This is a genomic window from Thalassospira sp. MBR-102 (assembly GCF_040549275.1).
In the GTDB taxonomy this organism is placed as follows: Bacteria; Pseudomonadota; Alphaproteobacteria; order Rhodospirillales; family Thalassospiraceae; genus Thalassospira; species Thalassospira xiamenensis.
Window position 1 is genome coordinate 26,294 of record NZ_JBEPTC010000018.1, and the last position, 12,973, is coordinate 39,266.

16 protein-coding genes and 1 pseudogene are annotated in these 12,973 nt (G+C 54.6%); 2 read left to right on the top strand and 15 right to left on the bottom strand.

The genetic code is table 11. The features are described from left to right. Window positions 1–39: 39 nt before the first annotated feature. On the top strand, window positions 40–2,205 hold the full coding sequence (locus ABIE64_RS21780) for a methyl-accepting chemotaxis protein (protein WP_354378591.1): 2,166 nt from the start codon (window positions 40–42) through the stop codon (window positions 2,203–2,205). Window positions 2,206–2,419: 214 nt separating this feature from the next. Here ABIE64_RS21780 and ABIE64_RS21785 read toward each other — a convergent pair whose 3' ends face one another. The 6 genes from ABIE64_RS21785 to ABIE64_RS21810 all read right to left on the bottom strand — a co-directional run bounded on the left by ABIE64_RS21785 (window position 2,420) and on the right by ABIE64_RS21810 (window position 7,401). After that, window positions 2,420–4,075 carry an EAL domain-containing protein gene (locus tag ABIE64_RS21785; protein WP_354378592.1) on the bottom strand — a complete coding sequence of 552 codons (1,656 nt, stop codon included), beginning with the start codon at window positions 4,073–4,075 and terminating at the stop codon, window positions 2,420–2,422. A gap of 126 nt (window positions 4,076–4,201) precedes the next feature. Beyond that, a complete protein-coding gene (locus ABIE64_RS21790; protein WP_354378593.1) occupies window positions 4,202–4,954 on the bottom strand; it encodes an urease accessory protein UreH domain-containing protein in 753 nt (250 codons plus the stop codon). A 17-nt stretch (window positions 4,955–4,971) separates the two neighbouring features. Beyond that, window positions 4,972–6,399: a mercury(II) reductase gene (gene merA, locus ABIE64_RS21795; RefSeq protein WP_354378594.1), complete on the bottom strand. Its 1,428-nt coding sequence runs from the start codon at window positions 6,397–6,399 to the stop codon at window positions 4,972–4,974. After that, the gene (gene merF, locus ABIE64_RS21800; RefSeq protein WP_354378595.1) at window positions 6,392–6,667 is read right to left on the bottom strand and encodes a mercury resistance system transport protein MerF; all 276 of its coding nucleotides are present in this window, start codon (window positions 6,665–6,667) and stop codon (window positions 6,392–6,394) included. The genes merA and merF overlap by 8 nt, the downstream gene beginning before the upstream one ends. A gap of 3 nt (window positions 6,668–6,670) precedes the next feature. Continuing rightward, the gene (locus tag ABIE64_RS21805) at window positions 6,671–7,000 is read right to left on the bottom strand and encodes a heavy-metal-associated domain-containing protein (protein ID WP_354378596.1); all 330 of its coding nucleotides are present in this window, start codon (window positions 6,998–7,000) and stop codon (window positions 6,671–6,673) included. A gap of 11 nt (window positions 7,001–7,011) precedes the next feature. Then, window positions 7,012–7,401 carry a mercuric transporter MerT family protein gene (locus ABIE64_RS21810; protein ID WP_354378597.1) on the bottom strand — a complete coding sequence of 130 codons (390 nt, stop codon included), beginning with the start codon at window positions 7,399–7,401 and terminating at the stop codon, window positions 7,012–7,014. Window positions 7,402–7,503: 102 nt separating this feature from the next. Between ABIE64_RS21810 and ABIE64_RS21815 the strand changes: the two genes are divergently transcribed. Beyond that, complete coding sequence (locus ABIE64_RS21815; RefSeq protein WP_503012857.1) at window positions 7,504–7,908, top strand: MerR family transcriptional regulator; 405 nt, start codon at window positions 7,504–7,506, stop codon at window positions 7,906–7,908. Window positions 7,909–7,943: 35 nt separating this feature from the next. Here ABIE64_RS21815 and ABIE64_RS21820 read toward each other — a convergent pair whose 3' ends face one another. The 9 genes and pseudogenes from ABIE64_RS21820 to ABIE64_RS21860 all read right to left on the bottom strand — a co-directional run bounded on the left by ABIE64_RS21820 (window position 7,944) and on the right by ABIE64_RS21860 (window position 12,963). Beyond that, a complete protein-coding gene (locus ABIE64_RS21820) occupies window positions 7,944–8,150 on the bottom strand; it encodes a hypothetical protein (RefSeq protein WP_354378599.1) in 207 nt (68 codons plus the stop codon). Window positions 8,151–8,235: 85 nt separating this feature from the next. Next, window positions 8,236–8,976, bottom strand: a complete 741-nt coding sequence (locus ABIE64_RS21825; protein WP_354378600.1) for a cytochrome c biogenesis CcdA family protein — start codon at window positions 8,974–8,976, stop codon at window positions 8,236–8,238. Between the two features lie 142 nt (window positions 8,977–9,118). Further along, window positions 9,119–9,891: pseudogene (locus ABIE64_RS21830) on the bottom strand (IS5 family transposase). A 46-nt stretch (window positions 9,892–9,937) separates the two neighbouring features. Then, entirely contained in the window at window positions 9,938–10,543 is a 606-nt protein-coding gene (locus tag ABIE64_RS21835; protein ID WP_354378602.1) for a thioredoxin domain-containing protein, read from the bottom strand. Continuing rightward, a complete protein-coding gene (locus ABIE64_RS21840) occupies window positions 10,540–10,989 on the bottom strand; it encodes a copper chaperone PCu(A)C (protein ID WP_354378603.1) in 450 nt (149 codons plus the stop codon). Before ABIE64_RS21840 ends, ABIE64_RS21835 begins: the two co-directional genes overlap by 4 nt. After that, complete coding sequence (locus ABIE64_RS21845; protein ID WP_354378604.1) at window positions 10,986–11,636, bottom strand: SCO family protein; 651 nt, start codon at window positions 11,634–11,636, stop codon at window positions 10,986–10,988. The genes ABIE64_RS21840 and ABIE64_RS21845 overlap by 4 nt, the downstream gene beginning before the upstream one ends. Before the next feature lie 62 nt (window positions 11,637–11,698). After that, a complete protein-coding gene (locus ABIE64_RS21850) occupies window positions 11,699–11,959 on the bottom strand; it encodes a hypothetical protein (RefSeq protein WP_354378605.1) in 261 nt (86 codons plus the stop codon). After that, on the bottom strand, window positions 11,952–12,368 hold the full coding sequence (locus ABIE64_RS21855) for a hypothetical protein (protein WP_354378606.1): 417 nt from the start codon (window positions 12,366–12,368) through the stop codon (window positions 11,952–11,954). The genes ABIE64_RS21850 and ABIE64_RS21855 overlap by 8 nt, the downstream gene beginning before the upstream one ends. A 13-nt stretch (window positions 12,369–12,381) precedes the next feature. Further along, window positions 12,382–12,963 (bottom strand): TlpA family protein disulfide reductase, encoded by a 582-nt coding sequence (locus ABIE64_RS21860; RefSeq protein WP_354378607.1) that lies wholly within the window; start codon window positions 12,961–12,963, stop codon window positions 12,382–12,384. Window positions 12,964–12,973: the final 10 nt, after the last annotated feature.

Below are 12,973 nucleotides of genomic sequence, written 5' to 3' on the forward strand. Positions count from 1 at the left end.
TTCAAACGTTCATTCCATAACTCAGGTTGGGAGAAACATTTGAATATCCTTGCCTCAATGTCCCTGCGTCGTGTGATCCCTACAACGATTGCCATTCTGGCAATCTTTGCCGCCGCCGCGACGGCACTTTCAAGCTATCTGATCGCACGCGATGCCTTGAATTCCGGGGCCACCGACAAGCTTTCCACACTGATCGGCGCCCGCCAGAGCGAACTTGACGGTTACTTCCGCTCAATAAAGCAGGATCTGGTTCTGCAATCATCAAGCCCGGCCTTACGCCAGTCTGTCACCATTTTTGACTTTGCCTGGTCAGAGCTTGGTGATGGTGCGATGGAAACGCTCCATGATCTCTATATCGAACGCAATCCCCATCCGGTCGAACAGCGCGACATGCTTGATCAGGCATCTGATGGCTCAACCTATTCCGATATCCATCTGCAATATCACCCCTGGATGCGCCAACTTCGTCGCGAACGGTCCTATGCCGATATTTATCTGATAAATGCGCAGGGTCGTGTCCTTTACAGTGTGTCCAAAACCGATGATTTTTCAGTCAACCTGACCGCGAACAGCTATGAGAAGACCGGACTGGGTCAGGTATTCGCCGCCGCCCTCAAAGGTGCGCCGGGCAGTGTCAGTTTTGTTGATTTCACAAATTATGATGCCGCAAACGGTGCACCATCGGCCTTTATGGCCGCGCCGGTTTATGATGCAGGGGCAAACAGCCTGATCGGCGTCATGGCCTTGCGCATTTCGGTTGATCGCATCAATGACATTCTTCAGCGCGGCGATGGTCTGGGCCAAAGCGGTGATACCTATCTTGTCGGGTCGGATGGTCTGATGCGCAACGACACACGGCGGATGGAAACCCCGACAAGTCTGGTCCGTGAAATTCGCGCCATGCCGGTTGACCGGGCACTTGCCGGTGAAACCGGGACCATGACGGTCGATGACTTTGATGGGGAAATGGTGGTTTCGGCCTTTGCCCCGCTTGAGATCGAAACAACCCGTCTGGCACTTCTGGCCACGGTCAAGGCCGACGAAGTTTTCACCCCCACCCGCAACATCCGTGATGCGTCAATTCTGATCCTGATTGTTGTTGCGATCATCGCGATCATTATCGGCTGGTTGATGGGACGGGGCATCACCCGTCCACTGACCGATGCCGTTCACATGATGGAATCACTTGCACGAGGCAATCTCGATACCGACATTCCCGAAACAAAAAGCCGCAATGCCATTGGCCGGATCATGCACGCACTTGACAATTTCAAGCAAAGTCTGCGTGAAAATGACCGCCTGACCAGACAGCGCGAAGCCGAAAATATGCGCAAACTTGACCGCGCAACACAAACCGGCCTTGCAATTGAAACCTTCCGCAGCCGGATTGACCAGGTTGTCGATGCCCTTGGCAAAGCATCCACCTCCATGAGCCGAACTGCCGAAGGCATGGCTGATGCCGTGTCCGACACAACCCGGCTGACGAGCGAGGTTACTGTTATCGTTGAACATGCGGCAAACAGGATCAATTCGGTGGCCAGCGCCGCCGCACAGCTTTCAACCTCTGTTGGTGACATCGGCAGTCATGTCCGGACCTCAAGCGAAATTGCAAACAATGCCGTCAAACGCACTGAACACAGCAACCGGCTTGTTCAAAGCCTGTCGGAAAGCACATCGCGGATCGGGGCAGTGGTTACACTGATCAGCGATATCGCATCTCAAACCAATCTGCTTGCCCTTAACGCCACCATCGAGGCCGCCCGCGCAGGCGATGCCGGCAAGGGTTTTGCGGTAGTGGCCAACGAGGTCAAGAATCTGGCGTCCCAAACCAGCAAGGCAACCGGCGAAATCAGTGATCAGGTCCTTGCAATCCAGGATGCAACAAATGAAGCCGTCGCGGCAATGCAGGGCATTTCCGATGTCATCACCGAAATCAACACCATCTCGGACACGGTGTTTGATGCGGTTGAACAGCAAGGTCTTGCAACCGACAACATCGCACAGAACGCAAGTGATACCGCCCACGACACACAAGACGTCCTTGCAAGCATCAATGGCGTAAGCATCGCAGCAGGCAAAAGCCAGACCGCGACCCATGACGTAACACAAGCCGCACGGGAACTTGCCATACACGCAGAAAACCTGAATCGCGAAATCGACCAGTTCCTCTCCACCATTCAGGATGACGACAACAAACTCTCCTGAACAGCAAAACAACCTGATAAAGGAAATGCTCTAACTTTCCGCATGAACCATCCGGCTGGTCTACGCTCTGATCCTGAAACAAAACGTTGATGGGGCCGTCATCCGCCTGTAAATGACGCTAGAAACCGTCGGCAAGATATGTAAACTGAAACACTGCAAATCGCAGCGGAATAAACTGGTGGTGCATACTGCTGTAGACAGGCGTCAAGGCCTCTCATACACCACGCTCGAAGACATTATCAGACTCAGTTCGCCATCCCCGGGGGGCATAGTTGGCTAAAAAGGCTTTGAATGCTCCATAATCGAGCGGTTTTGACACAAGATATCCCTGCCCCTGGTGAACACCAAATCTGGTGAGTGCGGTAACTTGATGCTCGTGCTCCACGCCCTCTGCGACAAGCGTGGCACCAATGCGGTCGGCAAGTCGAACCAGGACTTCGATGATGGCGTCGGCAGTAGGATCTGTCGAAACGACATCTACGAACTTTTTGTCGATTTTTATTACGCTCGGCCTCAAATCCTGAATGTGCCCAAGCCCATTGTGCCCTGCGCCCGTATCATCCAATGATATGCAATATCCGCGCTCACGAGCCCCCCCGGCAACGGACATTGCAAACGACATGTCGCCGAACGAAGTCCGTTCAGTCAATTCGAGCACAACTTGCTGCCGGGTGCATCCGGACTGATCGACCAACCGATCCAACTTGTCGAGAAAGTCACGACTTGTAAAATGGCTCGGAGAGATATTGAATGCGACCTTGAAGTCCGGGGTTTCACGCAGCAACGGCCCGAGTTGGTAGAGCGTCTGCCCGATAATGCTCTCCGTCATGAGTGCGACGAGACCACTCGTTTCAGCTAGGGGAATGAATTGGTCGGGGACGACTATGGTTCCGTTTGCACGGATCCATCGGACGAGGACTTCACAGCCGACAATTTCCTGAGAGGACAGAGCGAAAATCGGCTGGTAGAATGGAACGAGTTCCCTTTCCTGAATAGCGGACCGTAATATCTCGACCGGTCCAACCGGGCGGAACACGGCCCTTGCAATCAGTCCGCCGAGAGCGACACCAAGCACCCCACCGAGAACCAGCGTTGTGGCCACTGATCCGGCGTTCCAGTCAGAGAAGGCTCGTTCGCCCACACCTAGTCGCGCCGCAATCGGATATCGAGCGGACACCATCTCGAATGTTCTTGCAGGCGTGCTCGAGGATAAACCAGTCACAGTACCAAAACGTGCGACCACACGGTCACCACCAATCACCACGTCCGCAAACGCATCGTCCCGGAGTGCCGCAGGAAAGATGTCGAACATAAGCATATCGATATTGAGGGTTGCAGACACCGTATATGAGCCGTTGACGCGCCAAAGCACGCGAAAAAGTCCGCGAGCTTCAGGTTGTAAGGGCTGAAGTACAATCGAGGGATTGAGGGCCGGGAATTTCGGCATTTCCGCCCAGAGACCAGCAGTGTGTTCGTCGGCACCCGCTTGGGTCGAGCACAGTAATTCGCCGTCAGAGCCAAGAACCGATATTTCTTTGACCGCACCGCGAAAGAAAACCTGTTCACCAAGAGACCGTAACGCTTGCGGATGACACAGATCACCGGTGGGCGCGATGAAATCGCCAAGTGATATGACTGCATAGTCAATGGCAAGTTCGGCGCGATGGAGGACCTGTCGCCCTAACTCTTCCAATTGCACTGTATTGCGCTGCTGGACATACCCGTTTTGCACCAGCAATGCCGTAATAGCCGCAATCACAGAGCTCAGTACGACGATCCCCGCACCTGCAATCCGGCGGTAACCCGCTCCCAGGAATCCGTAGTCCTTTTCAGTCCCTCCCGCGTTCACGGAAGACGATTGAATTGACATTTCCCATATACCTCTCAAATCAGAGTCAAACGTAGATCAACTCGGGCACTGATGGAAGGAATTTAGATCTGCGGCTATCCTACAACCCTGATTTGATGAATTGACGGGTATATGGGAAAGGTGAGCTCATGATTCAGCCCAATCTGCCGGATCGACAAACAGTCCGAACCAGATCGACCACAGCCCAAGGACGACGAAAACAAAACCGGTCAACCAGCGGCGCGGACGCAGCCAGTCGGTAAGGCCAACCAGAAACGAGGCAAGTTGCGGCACGACCGAAAACGGCACCAATGGAAGTGACAGCGTCAGCGCAAAGACCGTCATCAGGAGGAACCCGGTTGTGGCGGAGCCTGTTGCGGTTGCGGCCCCCATCAGGCCGAAAAGGATCGGTGCGGCACAGGCGGGAATGTTCAGGCCGAACGCAATACCCTGAACCCACGGGTTTTTCGTGACCCGCCATCCGTCCGGTGCGATGCGGATACGCCGCCGAAACCGTCCCCCTGCACCGAACAGAAAGACAATTCCGATGACCATATAGAGCGCCCCGAAGACCAGCCATACCCCGGTCTGAACCCCGATCATGCGTTGCCCCAGCATGACGATCACGCCGCCGAAACCGCCCATGACCAGCAGGCGTGCGAGCATGAATGCAGCCAGAGCCCCAACCCGCAGGCGCACTGAACGGTCGCACTGGCTGTTGAGAAACAGCATATGCGCGCCAACCGTGCAGGGTTCGATAAATCCCAAAAATCCCAAGCCCAGCGCAAGAAGGATCAGGTTGAACAGGTCCGGTGTCACGATTGCAAATTCCTTGTCATCGCCGCGTGGGAATACCCGGTACAACAGGACAGTCTGGCGATCTTTCTGATAAATCTGCAAAGATCGCCGACTGCGGCCTATCCGGCGCAGCAGGATAGTTTTGACACGTCCCTGTTAAATGTTTGGGCGGCAAGTTTCAGTCCCTCGACTGTGGTCAGATACGGAAAGATCGTGTCGCCAAGCTCCTGGGCCGTCATGCCAAATCGTATGGCTAGGGCCGCCGTCTGAATACTATCGCATCCCTCGGGGGCCAGAATCTGGGCACCGAGCAAACGGTCGGTTGTTGCGTCAGCTATGAGCTTGATCAGCCCGCGCGTATCACGGGCGGCAAGTGATCTTGGCACCTGATCAAGCGGGACGACAGATGTCTTTACTGTAAAGCCCTGATGTCTTGCCTGAACCTCGGAGAGACCGACCCCGGCAACTTGCGGGTCGGTAAAGACAACCCAGGACATCGTTTCATTGTCATATGCCCGGTCATCCCTGCCAAGGGCATTTTGCGCAGCAAGTTTGGCACCGTAAGCTGCCATATAGACGAACTGGTCGCGTCCGGTCACATCGCCCGCCGCATAGACATCCAGACGTGTGGTGCGCATCCGGTCATCGACAACGATCCCGCCGTTTGCATTCAGTTGAATGTCGGCCGCTTCCAATCCCAAGCCGGTTATATTGGGGGTGCGCCCCGTCGTGACCAGAACCTGCCCGGCAGCAAGAACTTCCGTTTGGCCGTCAGCATGAATGGTCAGTTCCGTGTTGCCGTTCTTTTGGTCAATTCGGGAATAGGTGAGATTGGTACGCACGGTGATCCCCTCATCCCGCAAGATCCGGGTGAGGGCTTCGGCAATTTCCGGTTCGGCTTCGGGAAGGAGCCGTGACCGTGTCACCAGCGTAACCGTGCTGCCGAGCCGTGCGAACATCTGGGCCAATTCACACCCGATATATCCCCCGCCAATCACAAGAAGCGAGCGCGGCAAGTGATCAAGTTCGAGGGCCGTCGTGCTGGTCAGACAGGGAACGTCATCAATACCGGGAATATCGGGAAAGGCCGGTGATGTGCCGGTCGCAATGATAACCTTCCCCGTGGCAAGCACCGTGCCGTCAAGCAACAGGCGGCTGTCATCAAACGTGGCGTTACCTTCCAGATAGTCGATGCCATCATAGTTGGACAGCAAATCGATATATTTCTTCTGACGCAAACTGGAAACCAGTTCATCCTTGGCCTTGATCAGCGCCCGCCAGTCGGCAACATGGGCATTTCCGGCAAGGCCGGGAAACCGCGCTGCGGCTCCGGCTCCACGCACGGCCTCTGCGGCCCGGATCATGGTTTTGGAGGGCACGCATCCGACATTGACGCATGTGCCGCCAATCATCCCCTTGCCGATAAGGGCCACCCTGGCGCCCTGTTCAGCGGCCGTAATCGCCGCCGAAAAACCGGCTGAACCGGCACCGATGACAGCAAGATCATAGTCCTGATCCTGTTTGCGGGTCGTGCAGCAATCATTCATGTCGTTCCCCTTTCCGGGAGTCTGGTTTGTACGAGACCGGTTGCGTATCGGCGTCGCAGCAGGTGCGTACCCGGTTGCGTTGCCGGTAGCCGTAAAGCGTCAGGGCGATGAACAGCATCAAGCCGGGTATGAGGACATAGTCGATCCAGCCCAGCCATGCCGAGAGACCGAAAGTTCCGAACGCGATAACGAGGATCGGTGTGAAACAGCAGATCGCGGTAGAAATCGTTCCGACGATCCCCGCTTTGAAAATGGTGTTGCCACGCATTATCTAATCTCGCGCCTTTGCCGGATAACCGGCATTTGTCGAAGCGGCCCCAATGACTTCGCCACTGGCAACGGATGGATCGAAGATGACGGTTGCGGTTTTGGCATCGAAGTTGATGTCTACGGCCTCCACGCCGGTGACAGCTTCCATCGCGGTTTTTACGGTCACGGGACACAGGGCGCAGGTCATGTTTTCGATGTCGAAAACGGTTGTTTGTTCGGCCTGAGATACGGGACCGGCAGCAAGTGCGGCAGTCGGAAGAAGACCTCCCGGAGGCATGACGGTCAGGCCCAGAACAAATGCCCCGACCATGATAATGCCTGTTCGCTTCATATCTGTTACTCCTAATAGAACAGCGGTGCCCACCAGTTGATTGTCAGGGCCAGCCCCACCAGCACGGTTGAGAACCACAGGGAGGATTTGGTGATCAGGGCGGATTCGGGGCTGGCGCAATAAGATCCGTCGTCGCACGCCGGTTTTGTCTTGAAATAGACCTGCCAGAACCCCAGCCCGATGAATATCAGCGCCACCGTCGCGAAGAGGGGTTTGTAAGGTTCAAGGGCCGTCAGATTGCCGATCCAGGCCCCTGATACGCCTAGCATCAGAAGCAGGAGAGGTGCCACACAGCAGGCCGACGCAAGGATGGCCCCGGTCACACCCCCAGCCGCAAGCAGACCTCTTTTTGCCTGTTTCCCGTCATCGGGCGATAGATGATCCGGTTTTATGTCGTTCATGTGATTTGCCTCAAGCTCGTTCCTGATCCAAGCTACAGTCTGTAGTTGCTACAGGCTCAAGAGGGTTTTGACCTTATGGACGATCACAATTCCGGGAGGCGATTGAAACGTGCCGAGATGGCGAAGGTGACGGGCTGTCACCTTGAAACGATCCGCTATTATGAAAAGACCGGCATGATGCCCGACCCGCCGCGCAGCAAAGCGGGTTACAGGCTGTATGACAATACAGATGTTTCCCGGTTGCGGTTCATTCTGCGCGCCCGCGAACTGGGGTTTTCGATTGCAGATATCCGGGGGTTGCTTGATCTCATGGATGGTGAACTGCAAACATGCTCGGAGGTCAAACAGCGTACGGAAAGCCATCTTGCTGACGTGCGCGTAAAAATCGCCGACCTGGAACGGATCGAACAGGTCCTGGCGGAGACGGCTGCACGATGTTCGGGAGAAGACGTGCCGGAATGTCCTGTGCTGGAGGCATTGTCATGCACTTCGGACAACAGCATTTGATGTCGGCAATGCCGGAAGCTGAGAGAAGCAAGTTATCAATTCTTGCGATGCTGTAGGCCTGACGTCACCTCACGGTATGCATCCATCAAAGGGCGTTCCGTAGAGACATGGTCGGCACGTTCCTGATCAAGCTTTTCAAGTGCTGCCAACATGAATTCGGCAATATCAAGCCTTTCGCAGCGGCAAGCATATCTGAAAGCATGTAAAATGACATGCTCCAATGGGTCGGTTTCGGAAGACATTATTCTGCACCTCCTTCATATCGAGGTTAAAGGCTACGCTATCCAGCAAAAGGAAGGTCATCAGAATTCTTCCGGACAGGCGGGATCAGCCGATAGACGACAGAACAGGAAATGTTTCCAGCAGCCAGAACGCAAAGGCGGACATATAACCGGTCACCATGGCCACGCCCATGACAATCATGATCAAGGCCGCCGCGGCACGAAGGAACCGCCCGAAACGCCCTATGGATTTCAATCTGGCAGACAGACTCTCGGTAAACAGTGCCGCCAGGAGAAACGGTACACCTAGCCCCACGGAATATATGGTCAGTAATGCAATACCATCGCTGACCGTTGCCGACGCGGCGCTGACGGTCAGAATGGCGCCGAGAACAGGACCGATGCAGGGCGTCCAGCCGAACGCAAAAGCAAGTCCAAGAATATATGCCGAAACCACACGCCCACCAGGCAGATCAAGATGAAAGCGCGCTTCCCGCATCATCCACGCCGGACGGAGCGTTCCCAGCATGAAAAGCCCGAACAGAATGACAATACCGCCACCAATCAGATTCATCTCGAACCGGTACCCGAGCAGGACTTGACCAAGCACCGTTGCACTGGCGCCCAGAAGGACGAAAACCGTGGTGAAGCCCAAAACGAAACACAGGCTGAAACCAAGAGATGCCAAACGATCAACGCGGATTGCCTGCGTTCTGGTCGAAAGAGAGAAACCACCCGCGATATAGGAGATATATCCGGGAACCAGAGGCAGCACGCATGGTGAGAGAAACGAGATAAGGCCTGCGGCGAACGCGCTTATTATGCCGATATTGGAAAGCTCAGGCATTCATCTGTATTCCGTAAAAATCTATTAGCCAAACAGTCTTACATCCACCTTGGTTCAAGGCTCTTCTCGCGCTTTCGAGAACCAGTCTGTCAACCGATCCAGCCACCCCTTTTCAACAGGCGGCTTTAGGCGGTGTTTACATTCATTGACAACATTTGAGCGCGGCAACGAGGTTCAGGAACCCCAGATAGTTTCTGGCAAGTTTGTCATAACGGGTTGCAATGCGCCTGAAGTTTTTGATTTTGCTGAAGAAACGTTCAATCATATTGCGCTCTTTGTAGAGTTCTCGGTCGAAAGGCCTCCATTGTGCTGTTGTGGTTCGACGGGGTACGACAGGTTTTGCTCCGGTCGTGGCGATAGCGTTCATGGCGCGTTGACCGTCATAACCTTTGTCCGCCAGCACATAATTTGCCTTCAAACCTTCGAGAAGACCTTCGATTTGGGTGATGTCGTTGCGCTCACCACCCGTCAGGATGAAACGTACTGGATTGCCCAAGGCATCGGTGGCTGCATGGACTTTGGTGCTCAGTCCACCTTTGGACCGTCCCAGTGCGTGAGCTTCAAACCGATCTTCGGATTGATCGCTTTTTTTGGGGCACCTGCACTGTGCTGATGGGCGCGCATGATGGTACTGTCGACCAAGATATACTCAAAGTCGGCATCATCGCTCAACGCTTTGAAAAGGTTCTCCCAAACCCCTTTGCGACACCAGCGATTGAAACGCTGGTAGACCGTGTGCCAGCGGCCAAACTCCTTGGGCAGAACTCGCCAATGTGCTCCTGAGCGCGCCAGCCACAGGACCGCCTCCACGAACAGGCGGTTATCCTGCCCCGTGCGTCCGGGGTCTGTTGCTTTGCCCGGCAACAGTGGAGCCATCCGATCCCAAAGCGCATCACTTAGTTCCTGTCGATCCATTCATGCTGACCTCCATACAGCCCGAATCTTAAATCATATTCTCGGCTTAATGGGAATCCTGAATGTAAACACCGCCTAGGGTGTGGACAGCGTTTGTCAATCCGTTCACATAAAGGATCAGGTTGATCTGTTTGAACCCCGTGCCATGAAAAATACCGGCATGGCGGGTATTCCGGTCGATAATATGGACCATCGGCGCAGATCCGCTCCGCTGGCTCAACTCGGCGAAATCATCGGCAACGATTGCAGTGCCGATATCCGAAGACGGCGTTGCAGGCCGCCAGTTGTCCGGATCCCAAGAGGGAGTTCCTGAAAAACCTTCGGAATGAACGGTAATGAACGTGACCATTTCCCGCATCGGACTAATATTCAGTTGATCCTGAATGGCGGCCAGCAGGATCTGCTGCTCTGTACAGGCAGCACCACAATTCTCAGTCACGAAGCTCAAAATAAGTATCTGATCATCAAGTTCGCCCAGATCAAAACGCCCCCCGGTTTTATCGAAAAGCTCAATTTCTGGAACCGATCCGGTATCCGTTATCTCGAAATGTGGTTCCTTTTCCGCCATGACCTCGTCAAGGCGTTCACCGGGATGGTGGGCGAAAGCAGGCGGGGCAATCAATGTCAGGATCAAAAACAACAACCGGATCATTCCGTTTCCCCCTGCGGTCCCTTGGCAGCTATGCCAAGAATGGTGACGTCAATGGTGATCTCGCCTGCGGTTTCAAAGCGCAATGTCATGGGAAACTTCTCTCCTTCACCGAGTTTTTCATGCAATCCCGTCAACATGAGATGCATTGCCCCCGGCGCCAGAGTGACCGGGCGGTTGGCCGGAACATCCAGAGCTATGACATGTCGCATCCGGCGAACATCATCGACCGTGACGACATCATGTATCATCACATGGTCGGCCACAGCTGTGGTGATTTCCAGAAGGCGGTCGGTCGCAGCACTTGTGATCGTAAGATATGCCACACCCGGACGGGATGTCAGGATCGTGGCACGTGCCCAGGCGTCAGATATTTCGACAAGGCTTTCGGCAGAAACCGGTAATGCTGTCAGCAAGGTCATGACGAGGGCGATGGCGGCTTTTTTCATATTGTATTCCCGTTCATGATCGCAAGAATCCGGATTGCCATGTCTTCTGCTGGCTGGTCTCCTTCACGAAAGACAGTCTGGTAACGGCCATCCGGTGCCATCAGATAAATATGCCCGGAATGGGCCATCAAATAGCCGTCCGGTGCGGTGTCCTGATCCAGCTTTTCGGAATAGACCCGGAAGGCTTCGACGGCTGCGGCAACATCCTCTTCACTGCCGGTCAATCCGATCAGGGCCGGATGAAAGGCCCCGACATATTCCGCCATGACGTCAGGCGTATCGCGTGCCGGATCAATTGTAATGAATATCGGTGCAACGCGGTCGGCTTCACGCCCCATTTGGTCAAGCGCATCTGCCATATAGGCAAGTGTGGTCGGACAAACATCAGGGCAGTGTGTGAAACCAAAAAAGACAAGCTGCCAACGCCCCGGGAAGCTTGCTTCGGTCACACGGTTTCCCTGATGATCGGTCAAGGAAAAATCAGAGTGAATGGCGGCTTCTCCCGTCCCTTCGGCACCTGACGACATCTGCTTGCGGTCGGAAGCCTGGAAGATATATGCGCCGCCAAAGAGTAGTGCAGCAAGAACAACCATTCCCCACAATAGGGAACGGATGAAACGTAACCGGTTGAAATTATTCGAAGTCATGAAACGATCCCGTAGAAAATCCCGCCCGGGTATTTGTCCCGGGCGGGTGTCATGTCACGATGTTATTTGTCGGAAGGCTTCGGCATGTGATCGGTCATTGCAGCCATCATTTCAGTACACTGCTCCATCATCGGACCCATCTGGCTCATCATCTTCATCATACCCATCATGCCCTGCATATCCCCCATGCCGGAATTGCCATCATGCTCCATCATCGGGGATTGCATGTCCGGAGTTTGGGATTCCTGGGCATAGAGGGCTGTTGTCGCCAGTCCCGCGACCATCATTGTGGCAATCGCGGTGAGTTTGATTGATTTACGCATCTTTAACATTCCTTTCGGTTGCGGACTCATGTCCCGACTGCGGAGTTAAAGACGCTATATTTGCGCCTGATGCCGTCGGGGACCTTCCGGCCTCATTGCCGGGAAGACTGTTTTTCGGGATTTCATCGGTGGAAGGGGCGATATCGCCGGTGCTCTTTTGCGATGAACAGGCCTTTTTGTTCATGCACAAACCCAGTGCACACATCGCTACGCACGGCAGAACGGAGAGGAGCAAAGGCGCGATGCCGGCGGCAACCAGCCAGTTCCAGTTAAATGCAAGCCCCGCGACAAGTGCGGTTCCTGCCAGTACAAGCAAACCGCGACGTCCCTTCAGGTAATATCGAACGGCATGAACCACGTCATGCCCAAGCGAGGTATTACCGGATTTGGCTTGTTGTATCTCGGTCATAGGGGATCCTTCCTCAATCGGTGTAGATGTGGGTTTCAAGAAATTTTATCATCTCTGCTGTCGCCCATTCGGTCGGTCCGACAAGTCGACCAAGCTCGCGGCCGTTCCTGTCAATCAGAAGCGTCGTCGGTAAACCGGGGATACCCAGAGCCGTCGTGGTTTTCATGGTTGGATCGATGAAGAGGTCCAGATGCCGGATGCCGATTTCGCTATAGAAATCCTGCACGACATCCGCTCCGGCCCGGTCGATCGACAAAGCGATAACTTTGAATACCGAATTGCCGAGTTCGGCCTGCAAGGCATCCAGGGTCGGCATTTCCTCGCGGCATGGAACACACCATGTCGCCCAGACATTCAGCAAGACGACCGCTCCCTCAAAATCACTCAGTGTCATGGACCGACCTTCGGCGTCCTCAAACCCAAACCCGGGAAGAGGCCGGGGAACGTCATGCATGACAAACGAGCGGTGTTGAGTCTGCGTTACATTGTTCGTCCCCGAATAGGAGGTATTATTTTCGCTGCGGAAAAGCACCATGGTCAGAGCTGCGACAGCCACCAGTATGATGACAGCCGCAAGCGCCAGTTTCAGGTTCATATGCGCCAAG